This window comes from Comamonas denitrificans (genome assembly GCF_017368815.1).
GTDB lineage: Bacteria > Pseudomonadota > Gammaproteobacteria > Burkholderiales > Burkholderiaceae_C > Comamonas > Comamonas denitrificans.
In genome coordinates, this window is the sequence record NZ_JAFNME010000005.1 from 107,931 (window position 1) to 122,776 (window position 14,846).

Annotated in this window: 12 protein-coding genes; 10 read left to right on the forward strand and 2 right to left on the reverse strand. The window is 58.6% G+C overall.

Features of this window, described 5'->3' with window-relative positions; all coding sequences use genetic code 11:
- Positions 1 to 17: 17 nt before the first annotated feature.
- On the reverse strand, positions 18 to 194 hold the full coding sequence (locus tag J1777_RS03755; RefSeq protein WP_207574499.1) for a hypothetical protein: 177 nt from the start codon (positions 192 to 194) through the stop codon (positions 18 to 20).
- A 137-nt stretch (positions 195 to 331) separates the two neighbouring features.
- On the opposite strand from J1777_RS03755, the gene J1777_RS03760 reads away from it, so the two are divergent.
- The 5 genes from J1777_RS03760 to J1777_RS03780 all read left to right on the forward strand — a co-directional run bounded on the left by J1777_RS03760 (position 332) and on the right by J1777_RS03780 (position 5,319).
- Complete coding sequence (locus tag J1777_RS03760; protein WP_207574500.1) at positions 332 to 1,459, forward strand: high-affinity branched-chain amino acid ABC transporter substrate-binding protein; 1,128 nt, start codon at positions 332 to 334, stop codon at positions 1,457 to 1,459.
- A 134-nt stretch (positions 1,460 to 1,593) separates the two neighbouring features.
- Positions 1,594 to 2,520 (forward strand): high-affinity branched-chain amino acid ABC transporter permease LivH, encoded by a 927-nt coding sequence (gene livH / locus J1777_RS03765; protein WP_207574501.1) that lies wholly within the window; start codon positions 1,594 to 1,596, stop codon positions 2,518 to 2,520.
- Positions 2,520 to 3,764, forward strand: coding sequence for a high-affinity branched-chain amino acid ABC transporter permease LivM (gene livM, locus J1777_RS03770; protein WP_207574502.1), 1,245 nt, complete (start codon positions 2,520 to 2,522; stop codon positions 3,762 to 3,764). The genes livH and livM overlap by 1 nt, the downstream gene beginning before the upstream one ends.
- 35 nt (positions 3,765 to 3,799) lie before the next feature.
- Complete coding sequence (livG, locus tag J1777_RS03775) at positions 3,800 to 4,573, forward strand: high-affinity branched-chain amino acid ABC transporter ATP-binding protein LivG (RefSeq protein ID WP_207574503.1); 774 nt, start codon at positions 3,800 to 3,802, stop codon at positions 4,571 to 4,573.
- Between the two features lie 44 nt (positions 4,574 to 4,617).
- A complete protein-coding gene (locus tag J1777_RS03780; protein WP_207574529.1) occupies positions 4,618 to 5,319 on the forward strand; it encodes an ABC transporter ATP-binding protein in 702 nt (233 codons plus the stop codon).
- 167 nt (positions 5,320 to 5,486) lie between these two features.
- Here the strand turns inward: J1777_RS03780 and J1777_RS03785 are convergent, their stop codons facing one another.
- Positions 5,487 to 6,995 carry a putative bifunctional diguanylate cyclase/phosphodiesterase gene (locus J1777_RS03785; protein WP_207574504.1) on the reverse strand — a complete coding sequence of 503 codons (1,509 nt, stop codon included), beginning with the start codon at positions 6,993 to 6,995 and terminating at the stop codon, positions 5,487 to 5,489.
- Between the two features lie 189 nt (positions 6,996 to 7,184).
- Between J1777_RS03785 and J1777_RS03790 the strand changes: the two genes are divergently transcribed.
- The 5 genes from J1777_RS03790 (at position 7,185) to J1777_RS03810 (ending at position 14,804) form a co-directional block, all read left to right on the forward strand.
- The gene (locus tag J1777_RS03790) at positions 7,185 to 7,937 is read left to right on the forward strand and encodes an SDR family NAD(P)-dependent oxidoreductase (RefSeq protein WP_207574505.1); all 753 of its coding nucleotides are present in this window, start codon (positions 7,185 to 7,187) and stop codon (positions 7,935 to 7,937) included.
- A 190-nt stretch (positions 7,938 to 8,127) separates the two neighbouring features.
- Positions 8,128 to 10,158, forward strand: a complete 2,031-nt coding sequence (locus J1777_RS03795; RefSeq protein ID WP_207574506.1) for a transglutaminase TgpA family protein — start codon at positions 8,128 to 8,130, stop codon at positions 10,156 to 10,158.
- Positions 10,155 to 11,243 (forward strand): lytic murein transglycosylase B, encoded by a 1,089-nt coding sequence (gene mltB / locus J1777_RS03800; protein WP_207574507.1) that lies wholly within the window; start codon positions 10,155 to 10,157, stop codon positions 11,241 to 11,243. The genes J1777_RS03795 and mltB overlap by 4 nt, the downstream gene beginning before the upstream one ends.
- A 591-nt stretch (positions 11,244 to 11,834) precedes the next feature.
- The gene (locus J1777_RS03805; RefSeq protein WP_207574508.1) at positions 11,835 to 12,866 is read left to right on the forward strand and encodes an HD-GYP domain-containing protein; all 1,032 of its coding nucleotides are present in this window, start codon (positions 11,835 to 11,837) and stop codon (positions 12,864 to 12,866) included.
- Positions 12,867 to 12,947: 81 nt separating this feature from the next.
- Positions 12,948 to 14,804 (forward strand): methyl-accepting chemotaxis protein, encoded by a 1,857-nt coding sequence (locus J1777_RS03810; RefSeq protein WP_207574509.1) that lies wholly within the window; start codon positions 12,948 to 12,950, stop codon positions 14,802 to 14,804.
- The last annotated feature ends 42 nt before the right edge of the window (positions 14,805 to 14,846 follow it).

Below are 14,846 nucleotides of genomic sequence, written 5' to 3' on the forward strand. Positions count from 1 at the left end.
TGTTTTTTATTTAGGTATTAACCCTTGGTTTGAATAATTTCGCCGAAATATTTTTCCGCTGAATACGCTAAAAATTTCTGCTTATTTTTTAATCCAAGCCTTGTATAACAAGGGTTTAGTGCTACTTTTATGCCAAGTTGCTTGGCCTTGCGCCATATACACGCCGCGCCATCGCTAAAAGGAAAGGCAGCCATAGTAAAAACCCGCTTGCTGGCTTATGCACGCAATTTTTATCCTCTCGCCCCATGTGACAAGCTTGCAAACTGCAAGATTTGTCCATCAACCGAAACCTTTGTGTGCGCATTAATCATCTAAAGAGAGGACAAGCACCATGCATATTCCCTTCCGTCTGCAAACCTTGGTCGCCACCATGGGCTTGGCTGGCGCTGCCTTGCTGGGTCAGGCGCATGCCGCAGACTCCATCAAAATCGCCATGGTCATTCCCGCCACCGGCCCCCTGACCCAATACGGCGACATGGTCAAAGAAGGTGTTGCCACTGCTGTTGAGCAAATCAACGCGGCGGGTGGCATCAACGGCAAAAAAATCGAAACCACCGTGGTCGATGATGCTTGCGAACCCAAGCAAGGCCCCGTGGCCGCCAACCGGGTGGTGAACGACAAAATCCGTTACGTCATCGGCCCTGTGTGCTCCGGCGCTGCCATCGCCGCCGCCCCGATTTACAACAACGAAGGCGTGGTGGTCATTACCCCCTCGGCCACGTCGCCCGCACTGACCGAAGGCAAGAACTTTCACTTCATCTTCCGCACCATTGGCCGCGATGACCAGCAAGGGCCAGCGGCTGCCAAGTTCATCATCAACAAAGCCAAGCCCAAAAAAGTGGCCGTGCTGCACGACAAACAGTCGTATGGCCAGGGCATTGCCGCCTCGGTGCGCGATGAGCTGAAAAAAGCCAACGTCGAAGTGGCCCTGTTTGAAGGCATCAACGCCGGCGACAGCGACTACTCGGCTGTGATCACCAAACTCAAAAGCGCCGGTGCCGATTTTGTGTACTACGGTGGCTACCACCCTGAAATGGGTCTGCTGCTGCGCCAAGCCGCTGAGCAAGGCCTGAAAGTGCGCATGATGGGCCCCGAAGGTGTGGGCAACCCCGAGATCAACGCCATCGCTGGCAATGCCGTCGAAGGCATGCTGGTAACCCTGCCGGCCGACCCCGCCTCCAAGCCAGAAAATGCTGCCTTGGTCAAAGCCTTTAAAGACAAAGGCCGCGATCCTTCGGGTGCTTTCCAAATGGGCGCTTACACCGCCACCCAAGTACTGGCCCAAAGCATCAAAGCCGTGGGTGACGATGCCGAAAAAGTGGCTGACTACCTGCACAAAACCGCATTCAACATGCCCACCGGCAATGTGGCCTGGGATGCCAAAGGCGACTTGAAGGCATTTGACTTCCCCGTTTACTCTTGGCACAAGGACGGCAGCAAGTCCGTGGCTGAAAAGTAATCCAGCAATCCCTTCACATCCATTCTTTACTCGGATGGCCCACAGTGTTTCCTTCATAAGGCCTGTGGGCTTTTAAGTTCCAAAAAAACCAATACCCCGGTTGCTTGTGCCCGTCGCAAGCAGGAAATGCGGATATGAACGAATTCCTCCCTCAGCTGATACAACAGCTTTTTAACGGCCTCTCACTGGGGGCCATTTACGCCTTGATTGCCATTGGCTATACCATGGTTTACGGCATCATCGGCATGATCAACTTCGCTCACGGTGAGATTTACATGATCGGTGGCTACGTGGGTCTGGTGACCCTCTCGGCCGTGGGCACGCAAAGCGGCCTGCCGATTTGGATGGTGATTGGCCTCATGCTGGTCGTTGCCGTCTTTATTACCGGTTTGTACGGTTTTGCCATTGAGCAGGTGGCCTACAAGCCCTTGCGCGGCAGCCCGCGCCTGGTACCGCTGATTTCGGCCATTGGTATGTCCATCTTTTTGCAAAACTGGGTGGCCCTGGGCCAAGGTGCCCGCGACATGGCCGTGCCTGCGCTGCTGCCCGGTGCCTTGCGCTTTGGGGACGAAAGTGGTTTTGAAATTTTTGTTCCCTACGCACGCATTCTCATCATCGTGGTCACCGTGGTGCTGATGATTGCGCTGACCCTGTTTATCCGCCATTCGCGCATGGGCCGCGCCAGCCGCGCGTGCTCGCAAGACATGCACATGGCCAGCCTGCTGGGCATCAATACCAACCAGGTCATCTCGTTTACCTTTGTGCTGGGGGCCATGCTTGCTGCAGTTGGCGGAGTGCTTATCGCACTGGCCGTGGGCAAATTGAACCCATTCATTGGTTTTATTGCCGGTATTAAAGCGTTTACAGCTGCAGTTTTAGGTGGAATCGGCTCCATTCCCGGCGCGATGCTGGGCGGGGTGATTCTGGGTGTGGCCGAAACGCTGGCCGCAGCCTACATCTCCTCGGAATACAAAGACATCGTAGCCTTTAGCCTGTTGGTGCTGATTTTGCTGTTCCGCCCCACGGGTCTGCTGGGCAAGCCTGAAGTGGAGAAGGTGTAATGCGCAAAATTCAACACAACCTTGTCCCGGCCCTGTTGGCCGCTGTGATTGCCGCCTTGGTGATCATCCCGATTTTTGGTCTGGAGCTCAAACGCGCTGGCATGACCATGGGCCTGGAATCGCACTGGAGCTTTGTGCTCTGGGGCAGCTTGGCCGTATTTATCGTGCAACTGCTCAAACCCACCCTCCAGGCACGCACCGCCGGGCTGGGCCTGAGCCTGCCCAAACTGCCCAGCTTGCCTGCCCAATGGGTCAAGCCGCTGATGTTTGCCGCCTTGCTCATGGCCGTGACCTGGCCCTTTTTTGCCGGGCGCAACGCCATTGACATTGCCACCCTGGCGCTGATTTACGTCATGCTGGGGCTGGGGCTGAACGTGGTGGTCGGCTTTGCCGGGCTGCTCGATTTGGGCTTTGTCGGCTTCTACGCCGTCGGGGCCTACACCTACGCCTTGCTGTTTCACTGGGCGGACTGGAGCTTTTGGCAAGCACTGCCGCTGGCCGGGGCCATGGCGGCGCTGTTTGGCTTTTTGCTGGGCTTTCCGGTGCTGCGCTTGCGCGGCGACTATTTGGCGATTGTGACCTTGGGCTTTGGCGAGATCATTCGCCTGTTGCTGGTGAACCTGACCGATTGGACCGGCGGCCCCGATGGTATTTCTGGCATTCCCAAGCCCACGGTGATGGGCTTGGAGATGTCCCGCAATGCCAGCGTCGAAGGTGCTCAAACCTTTCACCAGTTCTTTGACCTGGCGTTCAACTCGGTACACATGGTGATCTTTTTGTACCTGATGGCCTTGCTGCTGGCGCTGGTGACGCTGTTTATCAGCAACCGCCTCATCCGCATGCCCATTGGCCGTGCCTGGGAAGCGCTGCGCGAGGATGAAATCGCCTGCCGCTCGCTGGGCCTGAGCCCCATGAAGATCAAGCTCTCGGCCTTCACCTTGGGCGCGATGTTTGCCGGCTTTGGCGGCGCTTTCTTTGCCGCACGCCAAGGCATCGTGAATCCCGAATCGTTCACCTTTATCGAGTCAGCCCTGATTTTGGCCATCGTGGTGCTGGGCGGCATGGGCTCCCAGTTAGGGGTGATTGTTGCCGCTGTGCTGCTGACGGCTTTGCCTGAAATTGCCCGCGAGTTCTCCGAATACCGCATGCTGATTTTCGGCTTGGTGATGATTTTGATGATGATCTGGCGCCCCCAGGGCCTGTTGCCCATGAAACGCCACCAGATCAAAGTCGATACGGTTTAACTCCGCCAGCGCAATCATTGGAAAGATTTAAGAGCATGACACAGAGCGGATCGCTACTTGAAGTACACAACTTGGGCATGCGTTTTGGCGGTTTGATTGCCGTCGATGGCATCGAGCTGAACCTGCGGCCCAAGGAAATTTTTGCCATCATCGGCCCCAACGGGGCGGGCAAAACCACGGTGTTCAACTGCATCAGCGGTTTTTACACCCCCTCGTCGGGCAACATCAACTTGGAGGGCCAGCGCATCGACGGCCTGGGCAGCCACAGCGTGGCCCGCAAAGGCATTGTGCGCACCTTCCAGAACGTGCGCCTATTCAAAACCATGACGGCACTGGAAAACCTGCTGGTCGCCCAGCACCAGCACCACAAGGCCTCGGTGCTGGCTGGGCTGTTCAACACCGCCAGCTACCGCAAGCAGGAGCAAGAATCTATCGAACGCGCCATGCACTGGCTGCGCTACATGGGCATTGCCGAATTTGCCAACCGCGAAGCCGGCAACCTGGCCTACGGCCACCAGCGCCGCCTAGAAATTGCCCGCTGCATGATCACCGAGCCCAAGCTGTTGATGCTGGACGAGCCGGCCGCAGGCCTGAACCCCCAGGAGAAAAAAGACCTGCAGCAACTCATTGGCCGCCTGCGTGATGAATACGGTGTCACCATCTTGCTCATTGAGCACGATATGGGCCTGGTGATGGGCGTATCTGAGCGGATTTTGGTGATGGAATATGGTCGCCCGATTGCGGTGGGCCTGCCCGAAGAAATCCAAAACAATGAACAGGTCATCAAGGCCTATTTGGGAGAAGCCTGATGCAAGCAAGCAACAACGCCACCACCCGCCCAGGGCAGCGCCCCATGCTCGCCATCGAGCAGCTGTGTACCCACTACGGGGCCATTTGCGCAGTGGATCACGTCAGCCTGCACGTGAACCAGGGCGAAATCGTCAGCCTGATCGGTGCCAACGGCGCAGGCAAAACTTCGCTGTTGATGACCGTGTGCGGCACCCCCCGTGCCACCTCGGGATCGGTGCAGTTTGAGGGCGAAGAGATCACCAACCTGCCCTCGCACCACATCATGCGCAAAGGCATCGCCATCTCGCCCGAAGGGCGGCGCATTTTCCCGGCGCTAACCGTGATGGAAAACCTGCAAATGGGCGGCTTCTTTCACACCAAGGACGACATCGCCAGCGGCATGGAGCACGTGTTCCACCTCTTCCCGCGCCTGCGCGAGCGTGCTGCCCAGCGGGCCGGCACCATGAGCGGTGGCGAACAGCAAATGCTGGCCATTGGCCGCGCCTTGATGACCAAGCCGCGCCTGCTGCTGCTCGATGAGCCAACGCTGGGGCTGGCACCGCTGATCATTGCGCAGATTTTTGACATCATTCAAACCATCCGCGCCGAAGGGGTCACGGTGTTTTTGGTCGAACAAAACGCCAACCGCGCTCTGCAAATTGCCGACCGGGGCTACGTTCTTGAAAACGGCCGGGTGGTGCTGGAAGACACCGGCGCCGCTTTGCTGACCAACGACGCGGTGCGCAAAGCCTATCTGGGCGGGTAAACCACACAAAACTTCAAATCAATAGCTGCTACCGCTGTCTATCGCTGGTTTTTTGCATTGTTCAATGCTGAAATCCAATGATTACAAGCGGTAGCAGCTATTTTTTTTAGCCTCTGCCCCATCTCAGCGTCCACGGCATGGCAGCATGAAACGATCTGGAACAGGGTTCAAGACAAGGCGCCGTGGACTTGCCTGACTTGCTCAATGCTGCTGCACAACTGGTCCAGGGGTTTGGGCGGTGCCAAAAGATAGCCCTGGAGTTCATGGCAGCCCAGCTCATGCAGCAACTGGCGCTGCGCCTGCGTCTCGACGCCTTCGGCCACAATCGAGATTTGAAAATTATTCGCAATTCCTACCAGGGCGGTAATAATCGCCTGGGTGCGCGGCTGGGTTTCCAGGTTAAAGACAAAAGAGCGGTCTATCTTGATCTCATCGACCGACAGGTCTTTGAGCATCGACAGCGAAGAAAACCCGGTTCCAAAATCGTCCAGAGACAGTCGCAAGCCTTTCTGGCGCAAATGCGCGACCAGTTCAACACTTCCGCCCAGGTTGCTGATGGCCGCAGTTTCCGTAATTTCCAATTGCAGGTATTGAATATAATTTTTTTGCGATTCAATATGCAGCAATAATGCCTTCATCAGGGCCGGGCTGCTGAATTCCAGTGCAGAGACATTGATCGAAACCCGGTGAATTTCCTTTCCCAGCATCGGTGCCAGCTCTGTATAACTTTGCTCTATCACAAAGGCCGTCAGTTTCGAGATCAGCATATTCTTTTCCGCGATGGGAATGAAAATATCCGGGCTGATGAATCCATGAACCGGATGCTGCCAGCGCAACAAGACTTCCACTCCACAAAGGCTGAGATCTGCCGTTGAAAACTGCGGCTGGTAAACCAGCAAGAGTGTTTTTCTCTCGATGGCCACCGACAAGTCATACAATAATTCCTGCCGCTCGCTCTCATGCCGGGAGACCTCTTGGTTAAAGAACACGATGCCGGAACGATTGCTTTTTTTGGCGGTATTCAGCGCATTGGAAGCTGCTGCCATCAAGGCCTTGGCCGTTTTGCCATCCATGGGGGCAATGGCAATGCCAATACTGCAATGGGCCTCCACATGGAAATGAAGACCTGTCTTTCGCAATAAACGACGCAATTCTTGCGCTTGTGCTTCTGCCACTTCCGCGCTGGCAATACCAGGCAAGGCAATGGCAAACTGGTCGGTACTGATGCGTGCAATGCGTGCCGAACCACGGCTGTGTTCCCGCAAGGCATTGGCAAAATCCCGGAGCAATAAGTCTGCATTCTTGATCCCGATCTTATTATTGATGGCGCTAAAGTGATCAATATCCAGATAGATCAGGCCAAGACTATTGGCCTCGGTAGAAGCTACGACCAGATCTTCCAACCGGTCATGAAAGAGCTGATGCCGTAAAAGCATCGTCAATGGATCCAGGCGACTGACGTTTTCAATCGCCTCCAGGGCCCGATTGATCAACACAAACAGCAGCCCGCCGGTTACGGCAACATAAATCCAGCCTTTCAGCGTTTGCAGTCGATTGACAAGCCTTGCATCTTCGATGGTAATTTCCAGGATTTTGTCGGAGAACAATATCCAGAGCACCCCGACCAGCAAATAAATACCCACCACCTTAAATGCTGACAGCCATTGCGAAGTCATAGACACCCCTGCTACTTCAGCACTCCCTTGCCCCAAGCCATACCAAGTTGTGCCGGTTTTTACAAAATTACGCCAAATGTTGCAGCCTGAAATTTAACCACACCTCCGGATTGGACAGGCCAAAAAACATGGCGGCAGCAGCCACCGAACGTTCCTGGCCCGGCAAACCATTCATGGCACCATCGGGGCATGACCGCACCGCATCTCTTCATCCTCACCGGCGCTTCGCGCGGCATGGGGCTGGCGCTGGCCCGCCAGCTCTGGCACAACGGCCACGCCCCTGTCACCCTCATCACCCTGGCACGCGGGCCACTGGCGCTGCCCGCGCAGGCCGGGGCCGCGCATCTGCATTGGCAGCAGGATCTGGCCCGGCCCGAGGCGGCGGCGCAGCAGTTGCTCGATTGGCTACAGGCGGCTGGCCATAACGATCACGCCAGCGCCACCCTCATCAACAACGCCGGCGTCATCCCGCCCATTGCCCCGCTGGCCGACACCATCTGGGCGGACATTGGCCACGCGCTGCGCGTGGGGCTGGAGGCGCCCATGCTGCTGGCCAGCGCCTTCCTGCGCGGCACGGCGGGCTGGCAGGTGCCCAAAAAGGTGCTCAATATCTCTTCGGGCCTGGGCCGGCGCGGCATGGCCAGCCAAGCGCCCTACTGCGCAGCCAAAGCGGGGCTGGACAACTTCTCTCAAGCGCTGGCGCTGGAAGAAGCGCTCAAACCCCATGGCGCACGCGTCTGCAGCTTGGCCCCCGGGGTGATCGACACCGCCATGCAAGCCCAGCTGCGCAGCGCCGATGCGGGCAACTTTCCCGATGCCCACCGCTTTGGCCATTTGCACAGCAACGGCCTGCTGACCAGCGCCGAGGATGCAGCCACCCAGGTGCTCGCCTGGCTGGCCCGCCCCGACTTTGGCACCCCCGTGCTGGCCGATGTGCGCTAGCCCTGATGAGCTAAGAACGTGTTCACGATCTCCTCATGGGTGTGCGGGCGCGGCTTCGGGCGGTCTGCGTCGTTGCAAATCCTCGCAATAGCCAAGCTATTGCTGTGGTTTGCGCCTCGCAACCCATCCCGAACCGCATCCCCCACACCTTCATTCGAGATCATGAACACGTTCTAAGGTGCCCATGCCCATGCCTTTGCCCCCGTTGCTGACCACTTTGCACACCCTGCCCCGCTCGGCCCGCGATAGCTTGCTGGTGGTCTTGGCCGCTGCGTTGGTGCTCTTGCCCCAGTTGCCGCATTTGCCGCTGTGGGCCAGCGCCATCACGGCGGGGCTGCTGCTGTGGCGTGCTTTGCTAGCATGGCGCGCTGCACCATTGCCAAAAGCATGGCTAAAAGCGCTGATACTCCTTTGTGTTGTAGCGCTAACAGCTACACAATTTAAAACCATCTTCGGCCCTGCTGCCGGTGCAGCCTTGATCGTGCAATTGCTGGCCTTGAAAACTTTAGAAATGCACGCCCGCCGTGATGCCATGGTGGTGTTCTTTCTGGGCTTTTTCAGCCTGATCACCGTGTTTATCGAGTCGCAAAGCCTGGTCACCACCGCCTTGGTGCTGCTGGCGCTGTGGTGGCTGCTGGCCGCTTTGATCAACGCCCACCGCCCCGTGGGCCAGCCACGCTGGCGCGAACTGCTGCGCCAAGCGGCCAGCTTGTTGCTGTGGGGGCTGCCGCTGATGGTGGTGCTGTTTGTCTTCTTCCCGCGCTTGCCGCCGCTGTGGGGTCTGCCCACCGATGGCCTGCAAGGCACCACGGGCTTGTCCGAAGACATGCAGGTGGGCCAGGTCGCCAGCTTGGCGCAAGACAGCAGCGTGGCACTGCGCGTGCGCTTTGGTGACGGGGTGCCACCAGCGCAGCAGCAGCTGTATTTTCGCGGCCCGGTGTTAAGCCACTTTGATGGCCGCAATTGGACGGCCACGCCCTTTACCCCCTGGGGCCGGCAAGCGAACAACCCACCCGTCGAGGCACTGGAGCCAGGGCCTGGCGTGGAGTACGAAGTCACCCTTGAGCCCCACCGCCAGCGCTGGCTGCTCACCTTGGAGGCCACCCCCCAGCCGCCCGTGCTGGCCCAGCGCAGCGTGCGCCCCAGTGGGCAGGCGCAGTGGATGAGCCCCCAGCCGATCACCGAGGTGCTGCGCTACCAGGCGCAGGCCATCTTGCGCTTTCGGTATGGGGAACAACTCACGGCAGAAGAGCAAGCCGATTTGCGCCACCTGCCTGCGGACAGCAATCCCCGCACCCTGGCCATGGGCCAACAACTGCGCCAAGCGCATGGGCAGGACGACCAGGCCTTGATTGCTGCTGCGCTCAAGCACCTGCGCACGGGCGGCTACACCTACACCCTGACCCCCGGCGTGTACCCCAGCGATACCGCCGATGCCTTCTGGTTTGACATCCAGCGGGGCTTTTGCGAGCACATTGCGTCGGCCTTTGCCGTGCTGATGCGCTCGGCCGGCATTCCGGCACGCATCGTCACCGGCTACCAAGGCGGCGAGCGCAATGCCGTCGATGGCCTGTGGACGGTGCGCCAAAGCGATGCCCACGCTTGGACCGAGGTGTGGCTGCCTGGGCAAGGCTGGCTGCGCATCGACCCCACCGCTGCGGTTGCGCCCGACCGCATCGAACTGCTGCAGCGCCTGGCCCCGCCGCCCACCTTGTTCTCCGGCACGGTGGGGCGCATGTTCAACCCCAACATGCTGCAGCAGCTGCGTGCCAATTGGGAGGCGCTGAACCAGCGCTGGAACGATTGGGTGCTCAGCTACAACAGCACCCAGCAAAGCCAACTGTTCAACCACTGGAATCTGAGCGACTGGTCCGGCACCCGCCTGGCCCTTGGCCTGGGCGGGTTAGTCGGTGGGCTGCTGGCCTTGGCCGGGGCCTGGCACTGGCACCGCTGGCACCAGCGCGACCCCTGGCTGCGCTTGCTTGACCAGGCACGCCGGCGCTTGCTTGCCGCCGGACTGGCCGATGCTCCCTGGCTAGGCCCGCGCCAATTGGCCCAGGCATTGCAAAATCAATGGGGCCCAAGCAGCCAATCTGCCCAAGACTGGCTGCTGGCCATGGAACAATGGCGCTATGCGTCCCATAGCAGCCCACGCCCAAGCCTACAGCCCTTGCGCCGCAATTTTCGGGCTGTGCGCTGGCCCCCTGCACTGAAAAAATGACTCCTTTGCTTCGCCTTCTTGCCACCAGCGTGCTCACGGCCGCCCTGCTCCCGGCCTGTGCGGCCCCCAAAAAAACCGACGCGCCCCAGCGCCCCCCCTTGAGCCAACGCGCCGACGTACAAAACTGGGTCGCCGACACCGCCCAGCGCAACAACCTGGATGCCCAGTGGTTGCAGGCCCAGCTGGCCCAGGCCCGGTTTTTGCCCCAAGTGCCCCGGCTGATGACCCCAGCCCCCAAAACCACCAGCACCGCCCCCGATTGGGCCAGCTACCGCAACCGTTTTATCGAGCCGATTCGCATCCGCGCCGGGGTGCAATTCTGGAACGAGCATGCCGACACCCTCGCCCGGGCCGAGGCCACCTATGGCGTGCCCGCCAGCATCATCGTCGGCATCATTGGTGTTGAAACCATTTATGGCCGCCACATGGGCAATCTGCGCGTGCTCGACACTTTGAGCACGCTGGCCTTTGATTTCCCCCAGGCCCACCCCCGCGCCGCCCAGCGCCAAGCGTATTTCCAAGGCGAGCTGGCACAATTTTTAAGCACCGCATGGGCCCAGGGCAGCGACCCCACCCTGCCGCTGGGCAGCTACGCCGGCGCGGCAGGCCTGGGCCAATTCATGCCCACCAGCCAAGAAAAATGGGCGGTCGATTTTGATGGCGATGGCCAGATCGACCTCTTCAACAGCGCGGCAGATGCCATCGGCTCGGTCGCCCATTACTTTCAAGCCCATGGCTGGATCAGCGGCCTGCCCGTGGTGTACTTGCCTGCGTTTGATCCTGAAAAACTCGATTTGGCCACCTTGCTCGTGCCCGACATCCTGCCCAGCTTTACCCCCGAGCAAATGAGCGCCCTGGGTGCCCACCCCGAAGAGGGCATGGGCCACCCCGGCCTGCTGGCACTTATTGAGCTGAAAAACGGCCGCAACCCACCCAGTTACGTGGTCGGTACGCAAAATTTTTACACCATCACCCGCTACAACTGGTCCAGCTACTACGCCCTGGCGGTGTATGAACTGGGCGAGGCAGTCGCCGCCGCGCGGCAGGGCACCAGCAGTGTGCCGATTCAGCCGCGCACCCCTTAGAACGTGTTCATGGTCTCGAATGAAGGTGTGGGGGATGCGGTTCGGGATGGGTTGCGAGGCGCAAACCACAGCAATAGCTTGGCTATTGCGAGGATTTGCAACGACGCAGACCGCCCGAAGCCGCGCCCGCACACCCATGAGGAGATCGTGAACACGTTCTTAGAACGTCACGTGCTTACGATGTTCGTACCCCGGAGATTCCCCGGTCTGGCATGACCGTGATCACCGCGAATCTACCCCTTTTTCGTCTGTTAATGCTATTATTTTAATAGCAAAATGATAGCCATACCCAACGGCATTAGATGGGCGTTACGGCTGGACAGCCGCCAAAATCTTGACCAAGATCAAAGAATGACACTGCCCAAAAAAGGGTTATTGCGCTTATTATTACAAATCGTAACCAATTGATCGCCGACGCTCCCAGCGCCAGCGATTTTTTGCCACCGCAGGGGCGGGCGGGGTCAAGCAAGAAAAAAAGGCGCAGCGGTGAAAAAGATAGTGCATAGCGATATCGTTCTGGGCAAACCTATCGAGTTTTCCATTTACAGCGAGGGTGGGATCCTGCTCTTTCGCCGGGGCTCGGTGATCCACATGCCAGACCAAATATCACGTCTGCTGCTGCGCGGTGCCCAGTATGACGAGGCTGAAATCGACACTCGGCCCCGCGCCTCTAACGAGCCAGCACCCGCCCCTGAAGACCCTCCCCCTTTTGAGCACCTGAACACACTGCTGCTGAACCTCAAGCATATGCTGGGCACCATGCTCAAAAGTCCCGAGCAAATTGATATTTCGGCTCGTATCGGAAAAATGGCCCAGGCAGTGCAAAGCATCTGCCACAAAGACATCGACAGCGCCCTGGCGGCCCCTTGCCTGGATACGCACACGCCCTACATCGTGGCGCACCAGATGATGGGTGCCGTGCTGACCGAGCTGATTGCCCAAAGCAAAGGGCTGGACGCGGCGCAGCGGCTACCCTTGGTGTGCGCAGCCCTGACCCGCGACCTAGGACAAATCAAGCTGCAGCCCGAGCTGGACAAGCATCCCGGGCAACTGCCAGAGGATCTGCATGCACAGATGCGCCAGCACCCCCAGCTAGGTGCCGAACTGCTTGAACAAGCCGGTGTCACCGACAAAGTCTGGCTGGAAACCGTGCGCAGCCACCACGAGCACCTGGATGGCAGCGGCTACCCGGCAGGCCTGCGGGGCGAAGCCGTGGGTTTGGGTGCCAGGATATTGCTCGTGGCCGACCGCTACAGCGCCATGATCAGAACCCGGCCCTACCGTGCACAGGCGCACTTTCCGCAGAACGCCCTCAAAGAAATCTATCTCAAAAAAGACACGGAAATCGATAACGAAATTGCACGTATCCTGATCTCCAAAGTAGGACTGCTGTCACCCGGCACCCTCGTTCGCCTCAAGTCGGGGGAGATTGCCGTGGTCAAAAGCCCAACGGTCAAATCCAACGCTGCCATTGTCTACAGCATCTATGGCAAGAGCGGCATGATCTTGTCCACCCCCATGCGCCGAAACACTGCACAACCCGGACACGAAATCATCGCCCTGGTGCCCTTCGCTGACTGCCTGACGGCTGCCGCCTCTATCCGACAGGTCTGGGCCCCCTGATGCGCACCCACCACCACGCCCCACGGGCCGGAATCAGCCAAGCCCGCCTCCATTTCAGCCATTGAAGCCAAGGGACTCGCCATGAAAATGAATCTACCCGTCACTGGACAGGAACAACGGTTCTCTGCCGAAAAAAACATGGTCACCAAGACCAATACCAAGGGCATCATCACTTTTGCCAACAAAGATTTTGTAGAAGTCAGTGGCTTCTCAGAAGAAGAGCTGCTCGGCAAGAACCACAACCTGATCCGGCACCCAGACATGCCGCCGATCGCCTTCGAGATCATGTGGAAGACCTTGAAAAGCGGCCTACCCTGGCGCGGCATCGTTAAGAACCGCTGCAAGAATGGCGACCATTACTGGGTGGATGCCCGGATCGTTCCGATCAAGAAAAAAGGCCAAATCACCGGCTACATGTCGGTGCGCACCTGCCCATCCCGCGACGACGTGGCCGCAGCAGAAGTGGCATACCAAAACGCCCAGATAGCACCCGAAACCATTGAAGAGAATTTCTCTTCAGGCTGGAAAAAACATATCTCGATCAAGAACGGCATTCCGCTGTGGATTGTGTTTGTCACGCTCCTGATGATTGGTGGCGGCATTCTGGGCGTTACCGGCCTGAAGCTGTCCAAGGCCGATATCCAAGCGCTGTACTACGAAGAAATGGTGCCAGTGCAAACCATCCGGCGTATCAATTTCCTCATGGCCGATAACCGCACCCAAGTGGCGCTGGCGCTGAATTTCAAATTTGGCGCTTACTCTGACGTAGCAATCAACAACCCCAGTACCCACAACCAAATGCAGGTGGTTGCCCACAACAAGAGCGAAATCGACCGCCTCTGGGCTACCTACATCGCCAACGTCAAAGATACCAACGAGAAGAACCTGGCCAACGCGTACATCCAGGCCCGAGGCCGTTATGTGAACGAGGGCCTGCTACAAGCGATCGAGGCCATTGAGGCCGAAGACTACCTGCAGGCCCAGGACGTTTTCTTCAACCAGATCAACCCCCTGTACGACATAGCGAATGACCATGCATCCAGCCTGCTGACCTACCTGTCTGAGCGTGCAAATGCCAAGCTGGTAGATGTCACAGCACGCGAGGACTTGATTTTCAAGCTGGCCGTGGCCGGTATCACCCTCAGCTGCCTGGTGCTGGTAGTGGCGGGCATCTTCTTTTTCCGCATCACCGCCCGCCCCCTGGAAAAAGCCGTACTGGCGCTGGAGCAAATTGCCGAAGGCAACCTATCGAACAACGTGGATCCCTCGGGCTACGGAGAGCCCGGACGCGTCATGACCGCGGTCATGGCCACACAAATGCACCTGAAAGTGATGATCCATGAAATTCAGCAGTCCTCTGAATCCATTCACAAGCAGTGCAATCACCTCAACCAACTCATGATGAACTTGGCCGAACACTCCGACGAGCAGCACGACCGTATCTGCCAGACCGTCGATGTCGTCAACGCCTCGCGCACGGCCATGAGCGCCATTGCCGGTCACATGGACTCTTTGCTGGAAGCCGTCCATGCGGGGGACGACACCCTGCCAGCGACCACAACACAGACCGAAGAGTCCACCCCTGCCTTTGAGTTGATGCCCTCTGAATTGCTCGCGATGTTTGAAGATGACCTGCCCCAACCCCCTTTACCGGCCCCGGCAGCACCCGATGCACCAGCCGCACCGGCACTGGCAGAAGCCCGCACACCGCAAGGGGCCCAGGCAGCCGCCCCCACAGATTTGGGCCAGCAGGTGCAAATCGTTGCCAGCGAGGCACGCAGCCAATCGCTGTCGGTGGAAGAGGTGTCATGCCAACTCCACCAGATGGCCCGGCTAGTAGTGCAAAACCGCGAAGATGTTCAGGGTGCCTGGGCAGCCTCCCAACGGCTGGAGAAAACTGCCCGCGAGCTGGATGAACTGGTCAAGTACTTCGACTGAGTGGGCGCGCGCAATCGCCACGTACAGGCTGCTGCCAGCACT